The organism is [Clostridium] citroniae WAL-17108, assembly GCF_000233455.1.
Classification (GTDB): domain Bacteria; phylum Bacillota; class Clostridia; order Lachnospirales; family Lachnospiraceae; genus Enterocloster; species Enterocloster citroniae.
Genome location: NZ_JH376424.1, coordinates 229,773 through 244,783, shown reverse-complemented (window position 1 = coordinate 244,783; position 15,011 = coordinate 229,773). Strand labels below are relative to the sequence as shown.

At 50.7% G+C, this 15,011-nt stretch carries 14 protein-coding genes; 13 read left to right on the top strand and 1 reads right to left on the bottom strand.

Annotation, left to right across the window (positions count from 1 at the left end):
* Positions 1 to 270 precede the first annotated feature (270 nt).
* Together HMPREF9469_RS18295 and HMPREF9469_RS18290 are read left to right on the top strand one after the other, a co-directional pair.
* The gene (locus HMPREF9469_RS18295) at positions 271 to 1,881 is read left to right on the top strand and encodes an NlpC/P60 family protein (RefSeq protein WP_007864828.1); all 1,611 of its coding nucleotides are present in this window, start codon (positions 271 to 273) and stop codon (positions 1,879 to 1,881) included.
* 52 nt (positions 1,882 to 1,933) lie between these two features.
* On the top strand, positions 1,934 to 3,919 hold the full coding sequence (locus HMPREF9469_RS18290) for an LCP family protein (RefSeq protein WP_007864826.1): 1,986 nt from the start codon (positions 1,934 to 1,936) through the stop codon (positions 3,917 to 3,919).
* A gap of 41 nt (positions 3,920 to 3,960) precedes the next feature.
* Here HMPREF9469_RS18290 and HMPREF9469_RS18285 read toward each other — a convergent pair whose 3' ends face one another.
* On the bottom strand, positions 3,961 to 4,686 hold the full coding sequence (locus HMPREF9469_RS18285; protein ID WP_007864824.1) for a tRNA lysidine(34) synthetase: 726 nt from the start codon (positions 4,684 to 4,686) through the stop codon (positions 3,961 to 3,963).
* Between the two features lie 124 nt (positions 4,687 to 4,810).
* On the opposite strand from HMPREF9469_RS18285, the gene HMPREF9469_RS18280 reads away from it, so the two are divergent.
* The 11 genes from HMPREF9469_RS18280 (at position 4,811) to HMPREF9469_RS18230 (ending at position 14,889) form a co-directional block, all read left to right on the top strand.
* Positions 4,811 to 5,068 carry an HPr family phosphocarrier protein gene (locus HMPREF9469_RS18280; protein ID WP_007864823.1) on the top strand — a complete coding sequence of 86 codons (258 nt, stop codon included), beginning with the start codon at positions 4,811 to 4,813 and terminating at the stop codon, positions 5,066 to 5,068.
* Between the two features lie 140 nt (positions 5,069 to 5,208).
* The gene (locus HMPREF9469_RS18275; protein ID WP_040416836.1) at positions 5,209 to 6,303 is read left to right on the top strand and encodes a DUF871 domain-containing protein; all 1,095 of its coding nucleotides are present in this window, start codon (positions 5,209 to 5,211) and stop codon (positions 6,301 to 6,303) included.
* A gap of 27 nt (positions 6,304 to 6,330) precedes the next feature.
* Positions 6,331 to 8,253 carry a BglG family transcription antiterminator gene (locus HMPREF9469_RS18270; protein ID WP_007864818.1) on the top strand — a complete coding sequence of 641 codons (1,923 nt, stop codon included), beginning with the start codon at positions 6,331 to 6,333 and terminating at the stop codon, positions 8,251 to 8,253.
* A gap of 152 nt (positions 8,254 to 8,405) precedes the next feature.
* On the top strand, positions 8,406 to 8,744 hold the full coding sequence (locus tag HMPREF9469_RS18265; protein ID WP_007864815.1) for a PTS sugar transporter subunit IIA: 339 nt from the start codon (positions 8,406 to 8,408) through the stop codon (positions 8,742 to 8,744).
* Positions 8,745 to 8,802: 58 nt separating this feature from the next.
* The gene (locus HMPREF9469_RS18260) at positions 8,803 to 9,123 is read left to right on the top strand and encodes a PTS sugar transporter subunit IIB (RefSeq protein WP_007864812.1); all 321 of its coding nucleotides are present in this window, start codon (positions 8,803 to 8,805) and stop codon (positions 9,121 to 9,123) included.
* Positions 9,124 to 9,181: 58 nt separating this feature from the next.
* Positions 9,182 to 10,513: a PTS cellobiose transporter subunit IIC gene (gene celB, locus HMPREF9469_RS18255; RefSeq protein ID WP_007864808.1), complete on the top strand. Its 1,332-nt coding sequence runs from the start codon at positions 9,182 to 9,184 to the stop codon at positions 10,511 to 10,513.
* 58 nt (positions 10,514 to 10,571) lie between these two features.
* Complete coding sequence (locus HMPREF9469_RS18250; RefSeq protein ID WP_007864805.1) at positions 10,572 to 11,096, top strand: GrdB-related putative oxidoreductase; 525 nt, start codon at positions 10,572 to 10,574, stop codon at positions 11,094 to 11,096.
* A 25-nt stretch (positions 11,097 to 11,121) separates the two neighbouring features.
* Positions 11,122 to 12,078 carry a N(4)-(beta-N-acetylglucosaminyl)-L-asparaginase gene (locus tag HMPREF9469_RS18245; RefSeq protein ID WP_007864803.1) on the top strand — a complete coding sequence of 319 codons (957 nt, stop codon included), beginning with the start codon at positions 11,122 to 11,124 and terminating at the stop codon, positions 12,076 to 12,078.
* A gap of 3 nt (positions 12,079 to 12,081) precedes the next feature.
* A complete protein-coding gene (locus HMPREF9469_RS18240) occupies positions 12,082 to 13,215 on the top strand; it encodes a Sapep family Mn(2+)-dependent dipeptidase (RefSeq protein WP_007864801.1) in 1,134 nt (377 codons plus the stop codon).
* A gap of 49 nt (positions 13,216 to 13,264) precedes the next feature.
* Positions 13,265 to 14,020, top strand: a complete 756-nt coding sequence (locus HMPREF9469_RS18235) for a copper homeostasis protein CutC (RefSeq protein ID WP_007864798.1) — start codon at positions 13,265 to 13,267, stop codon at positions 14,018 to 14,020.
* Positions 14,017 to 14,889 carry a YitT family protein gene (locus HMPREF9469_RS18230; protein WP_007864795.1) on the top strand — a complete coding sequence of 291 codons (873 nt, stop codon included), beginning with the start codon at positions 14,017 to 14,019 and terminating at the stop codon, positions 14,887 to 14,889. Before HMPREF9469_RS18235 ends, HMPREF9469_RS18230 begins: the two co-directional genes overlap by 4 nt.
* Positions 14,890 to 15,011: the final 122 nt, after the last annotated feature.

The following is a 15,011-nucleotide window of genomic DNA, read 5'->3' as shown; positions in this document are numbered from 1 at the left end:
ATTGGATTCTATTCCTCCTTAAATAGAATGAAAATATTATATCTCACTCTATTTTATGCGTCAACCATATTTTGGGTGAGGTCCCATTATTAATGATTACTTAAGAGATTTGTTCTGTTTTTTCCCCAGGCATTGTGTTATAATGGGGAGCGATATAAGCGCAGTATTACTGACACTGCCGGGATTACTCTTTATGTGCAGGGACACTTGTTCCCTTATCCGCTGAGAGTAGGATAACCCCATAAGACGATACCCATAGGATAAACTAAGATGAACCATGATAAGAACCATGATCTGATCCAGACAGCCCGCAAGCTGTATCAAACTTATAAACATCACATACTGAAAGGAACCGTCCTGATCCTGGTCTTAAGTACAGGCTGTTACATATCATACAGGGCAGGGCAGCATTCACAGAGGCCTTCAGACCAGGTTTCAGCTGCCCCTGACGGGGAAATGAAAGACAGTGCGGTCCAGGAGACGCTTAAGGGAGAGCCTTCTTTTGCTTTTCCGCCTTATGCTTCTTATTCTGAGGCCACCCCTGCCAATGCAGAGATTATGAGTCCCTATATCCTAAACCTGGCTTATCTGTATGAAGGGACTGAGGATGCCGCCGATGCCACCTACAGTTATGCAGGCCGCCTATACAGCATGCTTTCAAGCATGGACGCCAGGTGGTCCTCGGGACTTTATGACCTGTACAGCTATACGCCGGAGCGGCTGTCTGCCCAGATGGGTCTGCCGGTCCAGGCTGTCACTGCCGCATCAGGAGTCATACCGCAATTTAAAAATATCAGCATGAGTTTTCTGGATGGAGACGGACAGGCAACCAGCCGTACATCCAATGCCCGCGATATCATTTCCATGGCAAATACGCTTTATTATCACGGTGTTTTAAGCAGTATGGACCAGCTGGAGGAATACGCGGCAAACATGTGGAACAATTCCCATCAATATTCACTGCAGATGGGTGACATCTACTACTGTGACGGCAGCTGCCTGAAAGAGGCTGCAGCCATAACCGGGCAGACGGAAGCCCCTGCTGACGGACAGACACCCCCTGCCGCAGCTTCCGTCAGCGGTGAAAAACGGGTGGGCCCCGGTGAAACAGCTGTCTCTACAGCTACGGAATCGGAACCTTCCCTGGCCTCTGAATCCTCCTGTCCCGGACATATAGACCTTTCCATCACCATAGTGGTGACAGGTGCGTCTGAGTCAAATGGACTGTTTCCGGCGGATTCTTATGCATCTGCTTCATCCGCTGAAGTCTCATCCTCATGGAAAGGGTGGGATGAGTCCGCTATGGAAGGGGTCAGGACATTGATCGCTCAGGACTGGTATGAGGAATATGGCCTGAATACCACGGATCTTTTCCTGCGAAATCCCCTGACCTCTGGGGAGATCGATCTATATATGAGCATGGTTCCTGAGAACACCAGCCAGATGAAACGGGATTTTGTAAAATATGCGCTTACCTCGGTTGGAAAAGTCCCCTATTACTGGGGCGGGAAACCATCTTCTCCCGGATATACAGGGAACAATTTCGGTTCCATTGTCACGCCGGACGAGGACGGGCGATTCCTTAAGGGCCTGGACTGTTCGGGCTGGATCAACTGGCTATACTGGTCCGTATCAGGACGCGGTCTGGGCGCGGAGAGCACCGGCACCTTGATTTCCAGCGGAACAGCCGTCACAAAGGAACAGCTGGTTCCCGGGGATATCTGCATACGCACCGGCCCCCAGGCCCATGTGGTCATATTCCTTGGCTGGGCAGCGGACGGTCAGATGCTGTGCATCCAGGAGACAAGCGGAAACATCAATAATGTGGAGGTTGGCATCACCACGGGAGAATGGCAGAGCTACCGGCGCATTATAGAATAGATAATACCATGTTACAGCATTTTAAATTAAATGATAAATGAGGTGTTTTACCATGAATTACAATGATAATGATGATGAATTGGAACGCATGCGGGCCAGAAGCACCAGAGGACCAAGGCGCTCCACCGGAAGACCGAACCCCTCCGCGGGCAGGTCTAACCCATCTGTCGGGAGATCCGGCTTATCCTCAGCCCGTCCGGCTTCCCCTGATCGGTCCGCTGCAGGAGCCGGCTTACGGGACAATTATGATGATGAATATTATTTTGATGAGGAGTTTGGCGAGGAGGAATATGGAGGGCGGAACCGGCGGCAGGTGGATTTTGACGTTACCAACAGCCGCGGGGGATATGAAAATGATGAGTACGGTTACTTGGATGATGAGTTTTATGATGCATCTGAGGGCAGAATCGGAAACAGCAGGAACGGGAACAACAGGACAGGAAATACCAGGGCGGGAGGACAGGCCGGTGCCGCTTCCAAAGCCCATTCCGCGCACACGGGAAGAAGGCCTTCCGGCAGCCCTTCCTCCAAGACACAAAAACAATCACGGAAAACATCTCAATCCTCCAAATCCGGACAGCGGACCCGTTACCAGGATGAGGATGACTTTTATGCAGACAGCAGCGGAAGGAACAGAGACGCCTCCAGGCGTCCAGGTCAGGGACAGATGGCAAAAAGACGTAAAAAGAAAAGCTGGAAGGGAATCCTGCTCATACTGCTTGCAGCAGTCATTGGCTATGGAGCATGGCTTTTCCTCCACAGACCCACAGGGATTTGGAATGTGGCTGTATTTGGCGTGGACAGCAGGGACGGCAATACAAAAAACGCCCTGGCGGACGTGCAGATGATCTGCAGCATCAACCGCTCCACCGGAGAGATCAAGCTGGTCAGTGTGTACAGGGATACCTATCTCAAGATCAATTCAGAGGGCACTTATCATAAGATCAATGAGGCATATTTTAAGGGGGGACAGAAGCAGGCGGTCGCTGCCTTGGAAGAAAATCTGGATCTTAAGATCGATGACTATGCCACCTTTAACTGGAAGTCCGTGGCTGAGGCCATCAATATACTGGGCGGCGTGGATATCGATATCACCGATGCGGAGTTCAAACACATCAACGGCTTTATCACGGAAACGGTCAATTCCACCGGAATCGGTTCTGTCCAGCTCTCAGCGCCCGGCCCCAATCATCTGGACGGGGTACAGGCAGTTGCTTACAGCCGCCTCCGCCTGATGGACACGGATTTCCAGAGAACCGAACGCCAGAGAAAAGTTGTGATGCTGGCCCTTGAAAAGGCAAAGCAGGCTGATGTATCCACCCTTACCTCCCTTGCCACCTATCTGATCCCGCAGATTTCCACCAGCGTGGGGCCGGATGACGTACTTCCCCTGGTAAAGGATATCAACAAATACCATATTGGCGAAACAGCAGGCTTCCCCTTCTCCAGGCAGACCAAACGTGTAGGGAAAATGGACTGCGTCATCCCCACTACCCTGGAGAGCAATGTTGTCCTGCTCCATAAGTTCCTGTACGGAGAGGAGACAAGCTATAGCCCATCCTCAGCAGTAAAGAAGATCAGCGCACATATCTCCGAGGAGACAGGCCTCTATGAAGAGGGTAAGGCTGCACCTTCCGGCGGCAGTTCAGGCGGTTCCTCCGGCGGACAGACACCGGCTCAGACAGCACCGGCTCAGACGCCTGCACCGGAGACAACAGCTCCTGAGGAAAGTACCCAGGAGAGTGTGGAGGAGACAACGCAGGAGGAGACAGAACCCACGGAAGAAGAAACAGAGGAAACCCAGGAGATCGGTCCGGGGATCACTAAGCCGCACCAGGAGCCGGACAGAGACAATGAAGAGACAAAGGAATCCGACAAAGGCCCGGGAGCCGGGGAGCATACAAAACCGGCTGAAAAGCCAACCTCCGCCCCCACCACAGAAGCGCCCGATACGCCGGGTCCGGGAACCGGCGGTCCGGACTCTGCACCTTCTGATCCCGGTACAACAGGTCCGGGAGAAGCAGGCCCGGGAGTCTGATAACTTCCACAGTGAGCCCATCATAAAACCGGCCTCAGGCATTATTTCAACGCCTGGGGCCATCCTTTTATATTCCCGTCCAAAATGGCATGGAACAGGCAATCCTTCAGATGGGGATTGTCCTGCTGCAGGTCCTGAATCAGCTCCTTAACATACTGCCTTTTGGTATATCCGTCCATGGGGCAGGGATTCTTGCACACGGGAAGCTGGTACTTATTCCGGAACCCGATCACATCCGCTTCCGTCACAAACAAAAGCGGCCTGATCACGGTCAGATCCATCCGGTCCAGATATGTATAAGGGGAAAAGGAGTGGAAACGGCCCTCATAAAACAATGACATCAGCATTGTCTCGATCACATCATCCCTGTGGTGTGCGTATGCGATCTTATTGCAGCCCAGCTCCTTGGCCTTTTCATTAAACGCACCTTTGCGCATCTTGGCGCAGAGAGAGCAGGGATTGGACTCTTTGCGTATCTCAAACAGTACTTTTCCAATCTCCGTGGGTATCACAGTATAGGGGATCCCAAACTCCCGGCATAATTCCCTGACCGGCTCCAGATTCATGTTTCCCAGTCCCAAATCCACGGTAATGGCCTGCAGTTCATATTTCTTTGGGTAAAACCTCTGCAAATGGTGAAGTGCATACAACAGAGTCAGGCTGTCCTTTCCACCGGACACGCCCACGGCGATCCGGTCCCCATCCTGAATCAGTCCATATTGGTCCAGCGCCTGCCTGGTCAGGCTCAGCAATCTTTGAAGTTTCATTCTATTAGTTTCCTTCCATCATCTAAATTCCAATGATAGTATTTTAACCATCTACACACCCGGTTGTCAAGAATTCTTAACTATGTTAAAATGGGGGGAGGAATAAACAAAGGATGATGATGATATGATAAGCTATAAATACGTTGTTTCAGACAAACAGGGACTTCATGCAACCAATGCCATGAGCCTGTGCAGGGCTGCCTCCGACTATGAGAGCAGCATAACCCTGAAAGGGGAACGAAAGAGTGCCGACTGCAAGAATGTACTTGCGCTGATGAGTCTGGGCGCCCGTCAGGGAGAGTGCCTGGAGTTACTGGTGGAGGGACCGGACGAAGATCAGGCGGCCGGTTTTCTGCAGGGACTGATGCGTACGATTTTATGATCCACGCGCACGATTTTGTGATTTCCTAACTGCTAGGAAATATCTTTACCCCTTTTTTCCATATGGATGGGTTATATTGATAACAGCATATTGGATCCGGCTGCAGGACAGCCAACTTAATGAAAGAGGGGTATATATTTATGGCAAGATTAGGTATCTCCGTTTATCCGGAGCATTCCACAGCGGAACGCGACCAGGCGTATATAAGAAAGGCAGGGAGTCTTGGGTACAAGAGGATCTTCACCTGCCTGTTAAGCGTGGGAGATAAGAGCAGGGAACAGGTAGTCAGTGAATTCCGTCTTCTGGCGGATACGGCCCATGAGTGCGGCATGGAGATCATCCCTGACGTAAGCCCTGCGGTATTTTCCAAAATGGGGATCTCCTATGAGGATCTGTCTGTCTTCCAGGACATGCATGTGGATGGGATCCGTCTGGACGAGGGTTTTGACGGCATGAAGGAAAGCCTGATGACCTATAATCCCCAGGGGCTGAAGATTGAACTGAATGCCAGCACCCAGCTGGTTTACGTGGAAAACATCATGGACCACCACCCTGACCGGTCCAAACTGGTCACATGCCACAATTTCTATCCCCAGCAATATTCCGGACTGAGTCTGGAACATTTTAACAAATGCAATGAAAAGATGAAATCCATGTATCTTCCGGTTGCCGCCTTTATTTCCAGCAACAATGAAGGCACCTATGGTCCCTGGCCGGTCAATGAAGGGCTCTGTACGCTGGAGATGCACCGCGGCCTGCCCATCGGCTTCCAGGCCCGCCACCTGTTTGCCACAGGAATGGTGGATGATGTCCTTATTGCCAATGCATACGCCTCGGCTGAGGAGCTTGAGGCATGCGCGGCCGTGAATCCCAGCATCCTCACATTCGGGCTGGTTTTAGAAAAGGAACTGACCCGGACAGAGCAGAAGATCCTGGACTACGAGCCAAAGCACGTGGTCCGCGGTGATATGAGCGAATATATGATACGCTCTACCTGGCCCAGGGTAACCTTTGCGGATGAGTCCATCCCGGCTGCCAACACACGGGATTTAAAGCGGGGTGATGTGGTCATCCTCAATGACGGCTACCTGAAATATAAGGGGGAACTGCACATTGTATTAAAAGATATGCCCAATGACGGACGTAAAAATGTCATCGGCCACCTGCCGGAATATGAGCATGTCCTGCTGAATTATGTGGAGCCTTGGAAGGTGTTTGCTTTCTGTAAGGCATGACAAGAAAAACAGATAAGGAGTTAAACCATGCAGAACAAAAGACAGGAACAGCTGCTATCCATACTTTCTGAACGGGGGGACTGGATGACCAGCCGGCAGCTGGCCGGCCTTCTGCAGGTTTCAGACAGGACCATCCGCTCTGATGTGGAGTCCATCAATAAACGGATAACCCCGGCGCCCATTGAATCCAATGTGCGCCAGGGTTATCGTGTTATGGAGGGAGCACAAGACTGCCTGCCTGAAACAGTTAAACAAGGCCATGAATCAGACGTCCCCCAGACACCCGGGGCACGATGTGTATACATCATACAAAAACTGCTGTTTGATACAAAGGAATTGAACCTGGTATCTCTCCAGGATCAGATCTTTGTCAGCGGTTATTCCATTGACAATGACCTAAAGCGCATACGGAAAATGCTGGAGCCCTATTCAAACCTGAAACTGGTCCGGAACAAGGAATGCATTTCCCTGAAAGGGGACGAGGCCAGCAAACGGCGTTTTTACCGCGACCTGCTGGTAGCTGAGGTCCAGGAGAATTTTCTCAACATGAACCTGCTGGCCGGTCTTTACAAAAGCTTTGACCTTCTTGCGGTCAAGGATATATTCGTGGATGTGCTGGAGGAGTATGACTACTCCATCCATGAGTCCATGTTTCCCATGGTCATGCTGCATGCGGGCACCAGCCTTGAACGCATGAACTGTTCCAACTATGTGAATATGGAAAATGGAAACCAGGGGCTTAAGGATACCATTGAATACCAGATCTCCCAGACCTTCTTTGACCGCATATCCAAACGGCTCCACATAACGGTCCACGATGGGGAGGTGGGCATGTTTGCCCTGGTCATCATGGGTAAGCGGGCTTCCAACTACACCAGTGATTTTGTAAACTTTGAGGGGAAATGGCTGAATACAAAGAAGCTGGTCACCGAAGCCCTGGAGGGGATCTATTCCCTGTTCGGCCTGGACTTTCGGGAGGACGGAGACCTGATCGCCGGGCTTAAAATGCATATCCACGGCCTCATAGACCGCGTAAAAGCCAAAGCCCATATGCAGGATGTGTTTGTGGAGGAGATCAAGCGCAAGTATCCCCTGGTATTTGACATGGGTATCTATGTGGTGGAACAGCTGGAAGAAAAACTGGGCGCCCCCATATCCGAGGTGGAATCCTGTTACATTGCCCTTCACCTGGGGGCTGCCAGCGAGCGCATCAACAGTGCGGGAAAGTACAGGACCATCATGATCATCCCACACAACCAGTCATTTTCTGATATGTGTGTGAAGAAGATATCGGAAATGTTCCGGGAGAGGATGGAAGTGGTGGGGATTTTCCGCTATTTTGAAGAAGAGACAGCTTCCTCCCTGGACCCTGACCTGATACTGACCACATTTCCTCTGGAGCACAAACTGGATGTGCCAACAGTCCCCATCAACCTGTTTGTGGATTCAGAGACGGAATCCAGTATCCTCCAGGCTATCAATAAGCTGGACAAAAAACGGTTTCAGCTGGAATTCACATCCCATATCGGCAGCCTGATACGCAAGGAACATTTTCATGAAAATGTAACACTTGAGACACCGGAGGAAATTATATGCCTATTGTGCCGCGGCCTGGAAAAGGAAGGCATTGTGGAACCGGATTTTAAGGATATCGTTCTTAAAAGGGAGCAGATGTCACCGACTTCCTTTGTGAATGCATTTGCAATTCCTCATGCTTTTGGGGCATTTGCCAGCAATTCCACCATTGCGGTAGCCCAGCTTAAGAACACGGTGCGCTGGGGGAACTTTGACGTGGGCCTGGTCATGCTTTTTGCCATCAATGAAGGAGATGAGAGGATGATCAAGATCTTCTTTGACTGGGTCAGCAATGTGGTGAATCATCCCGAGGAGCTGGCAAAATTAGTGTCATCCTGCACCTATGAGGAATTTATTGACAAAATAATGGGTTGAATTTCCTAACAGCTAGGAAATCCGATTAATGAAAAAAACTGAATAAAGGCCTTATAATAAAGGCAACTTAATAAGAGATGCAGCAAACAGACAGTTTTGTTGCATTTTCTCATTTACGATTTTAAGCAAAACAGCAAACAGGAGGTAGCACTATGGTAGAGGGATTAGAGATGACATGCTTTCAGATCATATCCAATGTGGGAGCGGCGCGTTCCAGTTACATTGAAGGGATCCAGAAAGCAAAAGCAGGGGATTTTGACGGGGCAAGGAAATGCATCGAGGAAGGGCAGAAGCTGTTCCTGGTGGGACATGAAGCACATTTTGAACTGATACAAAAGGAAGCCCAGGGCGTGGAGGTAGGCGGCTCACTGATCCTGGTCCATGCGGAAGACCAGCTGATGAGTGCGGAAAGCTTTAAGATCATTGCCGAGGAAATGATTGCAAGCTACGAGCGCATCATTGAACTGGAAAACAAGCTGGAAAATAAATAATCATTAAAAACAAAAAAACAACCATAATAAAGAATGAGAACATAAGGAGGATTTTACAATGAAACGTGTATATTTATTCTGCAGCGCAGGTATGTCGACCAGTATGCTGGCAAGCAAAATGCAGGGTGTTGCCAACTCCCATGACCTTCCCATCGAGGTAGAGGCATTTCCGGACGGCAAGATCGGTCAGATCATTGACGAGAAGCACCCTGACGTCATCCTGTTAGGGCCCCAGGTTAAATACCGCTATGCGGAGATCGTTGAAAAATACGGCAGCACAGGTATCCCCATCCAAGTGATCGACCAGACAGATTATGGAATGATGAACGGCGAAAAAGTTCTCAAATCAGCGATCAAACTGATGAAGTCAGCGAAATAGAGAATAGCAGAGCGCCCAGGCGTATTGAACAAAATATCTGATATGGGGGAAATAGAAAATGTTAAGTAAGTTAGAGTCCGTACTCATGCCTTTGGCAGAGAAAATCGGTAAGAACAAGTATCTGATCGCTGTCCGTGACGGCTTCCTGTTATCCATGCCACTGTTGATTGTAGGTTCCTTCTTCCTGCTGATCGCCAACTTCCCAATCCCGGGCTGGAGCAGCTTCTGGGCCAGGTTCTTTGGAGAGAACTGGACCTCCTACTTCTCAAAGCCAACAGACGCCACCTTTACCATTATGGCAATCCTGGCCGTGATCGGTATCGGCTATTCCTTTGCGGAACAGATGAACGTGGATAAACTGTTCGGCGCAGCGATCGCCATGGTGTGCTGGTTCCTGATCATGCCTTACGAGATACTGTCCGGCGACACAACAGTAACCGGCATCCCTCTGGGATGGGTTGGTTCCAAGGGAATCTTCGTAGGCATCATTGTAGCCTTCCTTTCCGTGCATATCTATGCATGGGTTAATAAAAAGGGCTGGGTCATTAAAATGCCGGACGGAGTGCCGCCCACCGTTTCCAAGTCCTTCTCAGCCCTGATCCCCGCCGGTGTGGCAGTCCTGGTGTTCTTTGTCATCAACATTGTATTTGCCATGACTCCATATGGGGATGCATTTACCTTTATCTTTACCATCCTTCAGACACCGTTACTGAGACTGGGGAACACGCTTCCGGCCATGGTGATCGCTTATATATTCCTGCATTTTTTCTGGTTCTTTGGAGTAAACGGCGGTTCCGTAGTAGGCGCTGTGTTCAACCCGATCCTGCAGACCCTGTCCGCAGACAACCTGGCGGCCTTCCAGGCAGGCCAGCCGCTGCCAAATATTATTTCCCAGCAGTTCCAGGACCTGTTCGCCACCTTTGGCGGCTGCGGTTCCACCTTGTCACTGCTCATCGCCATGCTGTTATTCTGCCACTCCAAACGTATTAAAGAGCTTGGCAAGCTGGCATTTATCCCCGGTGTGTTCGGTATCAATGAACCCATTGTATTCGGCCTTCCCATTGTGCTGAACCCCATGATCCTCATTCCGTTCATGCTGGTGCCGACCATTAACATTGTTATTTCCTATGTCTGCATGAGCATCGGCCTGGTTCCTCTCTGTTCCGGCGTTGCAATCCCCTGGACCATGCCGGTTGTGCTTTCCGGTTTCCTGGCAACAGGATGGCAGGGCGCCGTGCTCCAGCTGCTGCTTCTGATCCTGGGCGTATTCATCTACATGCCGTTTATTAAAATGATGGATAAACAGTATCTGGCTGATGAAGCCAAAGCTGCTGAAAGCAAAGATGATGATGATATTGATTTTGACGACCTTTCCTTTGATGACCTGTAAAACCAGCGGGGCCTGTACCTTTTGTGCAGGCCCATTATAAAAACAAGAGGTGTATAATATGAAGATAATTATGATATATGATCAAATCCAGTCAGGACTTGGAACAAAGGACGATACCATGGTTCCCCTTACAGGGAAAAAGGAACCCATCGGCCCGGCGGTCATGATGGAACCCTTCTTAAAGCAGGTGGACGGACACGTGGCAGCATGCCTGTGCTGCGGCAACGGCACCTATCTTGCCAATCCGGAGGAAGTGAGCCGCAAGCTCTGCGCCATGGTAAATAAACTTCAGCCGGATGTGGTCATGTGCGGACCGGCATTCAATTATGCGGACTACGCGGCCATGTGTGCAAAGGTTGCCTGTGACATCAACGCAACCACCAATGCAAAGGCCTTTGCAGCCATGTCAGCGGAAAACGCGGACACCATTGCGGCATATAAGGATAAGGTGGCCATTGTGGAAACGCCAAAAAAGGGCGGAATGGGCTTAAACGATGCCTTGAAAAACATGTGCGCCATGGCCAAGGCCCTGGCTGACGGGGAAGACATAACCGGACTTAAGAATACATTCTGTTTTAAATAATTCATTGGATAAGGAGGAATCTGTCATGTGGGGAATGATCGCAACCTGGCGTATGGCCGTGGAAGGGATTACAAAGGGCGCCCAGCTTTTAAAGGACGGAAAGGACGCGGGGGATGCCATTGAGACAGCCATCCGTGAGGTGGAGGATTTTCCATACTATAAGTCCGTGGGATATGGAGGACTTCCAAACGAGGAGATGGAAGTGGAGATGGACGCCGCGTTTATGGACGGGGACACACTGGATATCGGTGCAGTGGCGGCGATTAAGGATTTTGCCAACCCTGTTTCCATTGCAAGGCGTTTAAGCCATGAAAAGGTCAACAGCCTGCTGGTGGCTGAGGGCGCTGAGAAGTTTGCCCACAAGGAAGGCTTTGAGCGCAAGAACATGCTGACCGACCGCGCCAAGGCACACTACCGCAAGCGGGTCAAGGAAGTGGCCGCCATGGAGATCAAACCTTACTCCGGACACGACACCGTGGGAATGGCCTGCCTGGATACCACAGGCAAAATGACTGCCGCCACCTCCACCAGCGGTCTTTTTATGAAAAAAAAGGGGCGGGTGGGAGATTCCCCTATCTCAGGCTCCGGATTTTATGCGGACAGCAAGCGGGGGGCTGCCAGCGCAACCGGACTGGGGGAAGACCTGATGAAGGGCTGCATTTCCTATGAGATCGTAAGGCTCATGGGTGAGGGCATGCATCCCCAGGAGGCATGTGAGACAGCTGTGAATAAGCTGGACGCGGAGCTGAAGGAGAGAAGGGGCCAGGCCGGAGACCTATCCCTGATCGCCATGAATCCCAAGGGTGAATGGGGCGTTGCCACCAACATTGAGGGATTTTCCTTTGCGGTCGTCACGGAAAACCAGGAACCCACCGTTTATCTGGTGACCCGGGGCCAGGACGGACACTGTACCTTTGAAACCGCTTCCCAGGAGTGGATGGAACATTACATGAAGACGCGTATGGCGCCTGTCGAGGAATAAAACATGGGGTTGAATTTAGGCTTGGATCAGAGTATTATAGAAGCCGTGGACAGCTTTAAGGATGAAATGATCCAAAGTATCCTTGAGCTGGTACGGATCGACAGCGTGGAGGGGGAGGCATCAGAGGATGCCCCTTTCGGCCACGGCGTAAAGCAGGCGCTTTTAAGGGCGCTGGATATCGGCGGACGCCTGGGCTTTGACACTGTGAATCTTGACAACCGCATCGGCTATGCCCAGTATGGCAGGGGAGAAGACAGTTACGTCTGCGCCATAGGGCATGTGGATGTGGTTCCGGCGGGGGAGGGCTGGAAGCAGCCGCCCTTTAGCGGATACATGGAGAACGGAACCATTTACAGCAGGGGAGTATTGGATAATAAAGGGCCTGTGCTGGCCTGCCTTTACGGTCTGGCAGCCCTTAAAAAGCTGGGTCTCACGCTAAAGCATCCGGTGAGGATCATCTTTGGCTGTGACGAAGAAACAGGCTTTGAGGATTTAAAGTATTACCTCACAAAGGAAAATCCCCCCATCTATGGATTTACACCGGATTGCAAATATCCGGTGGTATACAGTGAACGGGGACGGGCCGTTGTCCGGATCTTAGGTAAAAAAGACAGTCTGCAGCCATTTTTTAAATTTGTGAACCAGTATTTTATCGGGGCGAAAAATACAGGGGACCGGCTGGGCATTGACTTTTTCCACGAGGAATATGGGACCATGGAAATGCGCGGTTATAAGCTGGGATGCGCGGATGAAACGGTCAGCTTTGACGTGACACTCAGCTATCCGGGCGGTTTTTCCATTGGACAGGTCATGGAAAAAATCGGAGAGAAAGTGTCGGACTCAGGGCTTCACACAGAGCTGTTGACCAACTATGATCCGGTTATATTTGAAAAGGACAGCCCCATGGTAAAGGCGCTTCAGGAAAGCTACGAGATCGTAACAGGACGGGACGGTACGCCGGTCACCACCACAGGCGGGACCTATGCAAAGGGGATGCCGGGGATCGTGCCCTTTGGTCCAAGCTTTCCGGGACAAAAGGGGATCGGCCATAATCCCAATGAATGGATGACCGTGGAGGACCTGATCTCTAATGCCAGGATATATGCATTGGCACTGTACCGTCTGGGACAGCTGTAGGAGGCCGCCATACCAATGAATCAGATTCAGATGGAAAGGAACAGAAACTATGTTGGAAATATGCTGCGGCAGCTACTATGATGCGGTTCAGGCCGCTTGTGGGGGCGCCAAGAGGATTGAGTTAAACAGCGGGCTGCATCTGGGCGGGCTTACCCCTTCCCTGGGCACCCTGGAGCTTGTGAAGGAGCACTGCGCTGTGAAAACAGTGGCAATGGTACGTCCCAGAGGCGGCGGATTCTGCTACTGCAGAGAGGACTTTGAAGTAATGGAAATGGATACCGGTCTTCTGGTCCGCCATGGCGCGGACGGGATTGCCTTCGGCTGTCTGAACCCGGATGGCACCATTAACCGGGCACAGAATGAACGGCTGATCTCCATCATCCATGAATACGGGAAGGAGGCCGTGTTCCACAGGGCCTTTGACTGTACGGAAGATCCCTACCAATCCATGGAGATCCTCATTGACATGGGGGTTGACCGGGTGCTTACCAGCGGACTTAAGGCCAAGGCAGCAGAGGGGGCAGCTCTTTTAAAGGAACTGCAGGCCATGTACGGAGACAGGATTGAGATCCTGGCAGGCAGCGGCATCAATGCAGGCAATGCCAGAAAACTGATGGAGGATACCGGCCTCACCCAAGTGCACAGTTCCTGTAAGGACTGGGTAAAAGATCCTACCACCATTGTGAACAATGTTTCCTATGCCTTTGGACCCGCGCCCAACGAGGACGCCTATGACGTGGTTTCAAAAGAGCTGGTGCGCAAACTGCTCATAAGTATAGGAGAGGCAGAGGAGACAGTGCTATGATTGCCAAATACAAGAAAAACATCATGGTGCGCAGGCTTATAACCATTGCGGCGGTTGTTGTCTCCGCACTGCTTCAGACCTATGTGATACAGGCATTTATCCGGCCTGCCAACCTTTTGTCCAGCGGTTTTACCGGCGTGGCAATCCTGATTGACAGGATTGCCTCTTTATATGGGCATAATATCTCCACATCCCTTGGAATGCTGGTCCTCAACATACCGGTGGCTTTTTTGTGCAGCAAAAGCATCAGTATGCGTTTCACCTTTTATTCCATGCTGCAGGTATTCCTTGCCAGTTTTTTCCTGAAGGTATGCCACTTTGAACCACTGTTTAACGATGTGCTTCTGGATGTGGTGTTCGGCGGCTTCCTGTACGGGCTCGCCATTGCCATTGCACTGCGCGGAAATGCCTCCACCGGCGGCACTGACTTTATTGCACTTTATGTGTCCAACAAGACCGGGAAATCCATTTGGGAGTATGTGTTTGCAGGCAACTGCGTTATCCTGTGCATTTTCGGGTATATGTTCGGATGGCTTTATGCCGGGTATTCCATCCTGTTCCAGTTTGTCTCCACCAAGGCCATTTCCGCCTTCCATCACAGGTATGAGCGGGTAACCCTGCAGATCACCACCACCCATGCGGAGGATGTGATCAAGGCTTACGTAAAAGAGTACAGGCACGGCATATCCTGTGTGGACGCTGTGGGAGGCTACAGCCACAGCAAAATGTATCTGCTCCACACAGTGGTTTCCTCCTATGAAGTGAATGATATCGTTCATCTGATGCGGGAGCAGGATCCGCATGTGATCGTAAATATGATCAAGACCGAGAATTTCTACGGCGGGTTTTACCAGGCGCCTATTGAATAAGGATGAATTGTTTCAATCCATTTTTTGACCTTTTTTTCATTCCACCTTTCCGGCAGCAATCCTTTTAATTTCTAATTCACTGCTCTTAAACATCTTTGTGATTGCTGCTGAGATAATTCTAT

What these genes read in the sequence shown, in the direction of transcription:
- HMPREF9469_RS18270 (WP_007864818.1), top strand. Translation starts at nt 6,331, where the DNA reads ATGCAGAACAAAAGACAGGAACAGCTGCTATCCATACTTTCTGAACGG.
- HMPREF9469_RS18295 (WP_007864828.1), top strand. Translation starts at nt 271, where the DNA reads ATGAACCATGATAAGAACCATGATCTGATCCAGACAGCCCGCAAGCTG.
- HMPREF9469_RS18275 (WP_040416836.1), top strand. Translation starts at nt 5,209, where the DNA reads ATGGCAAGATTAGGTATCTCCGTTTATCCGGAGCATTCCACAGCGGAA.
- HMPREF9469_RS18265 (WP_007864815.1), top strand. Translation starts at nt 8,406, where the DNA reads ATGGTAGAGGGATTAGAGATGACATGCTTTCAGATCATATCCAATGTG.
- HMPREF9469_RS18260 (WP_007864812.1), top strand. Translation starts at nt 8,803, where the DNA reads ATGAAACGTGTATATTTATTCTGCAGCGCAGGTATGTCGACCAGTATG.
- HMPREF9469_RS18290 (WP_007864826.1), top strand. Translation starts at nt 1,934, where the DNA reads ATGAATTACAATGATAATGATGATGAATTGGAACGCATGCGGGCCAGA.
- HMPREF9469_RS18280 (WP_007864823.1), top strand. Translation starts at nt 4,811, where the DNA reads ATGATAAGCTATAAATACGTTGTTTCAGACAAACAGGGACTTCATGCA.
- HMPREF9469_RS18285 (WP_007864824.1), bottom strand. Translation starts at nt 4,686, where the DNA reads ATGAAACTTCAAAGATTGCTGAGCCTGACCAGGCAGGCGCTGGACCAA.
- HMPREF9469_RS18240 (WP_007864801.1), top strand. Translation starts at nt 12,082, where the DNA reads ATGGGGTTGAATTTAGGCTTGGATCAGAGTATTATAGAAGCCGTGGAC.
- HMPREF9469_RS18235 (WP_007864798.1), top strand. Translation starts at nt 13,265, where the DNA reads ATGTTGGAAATATGCTGCGGCAGCTACTATGATGCGGTTCAGGCCGCT.
- HMPREF9469_RS18245 (WP_007864803.1), top strand. Translation starts at nt 11,122, where the DNA reads ATGTGGGGAATGATCGCAACCTGGCGTATGGCCGTGGAAGGGATTACA.
- celB (WP_007864808.1), top strand. Translation starts at nt 9,182, where the DNA reads ATGTTAAGTAAGTTAGAGTCCGTACTCATGCCTTTGGCAGAGAAAATC.
- HMPREF9469_RS18230 (WP_007864795.1), top strand. Translation starts at nt 14,017, where the DNA reads ATGATTGCCAAATACAAGAAAAACATCATGGTGCGCAGGCTTATAACC.
- HMPREF9469_RS18250 (WP_007864805.1), top strand. Translation starts at nt 10,572, where the DNA reads ATGAAGATAATTATGATATATGATCAAATCCAGTCAGGACTTGGAACA.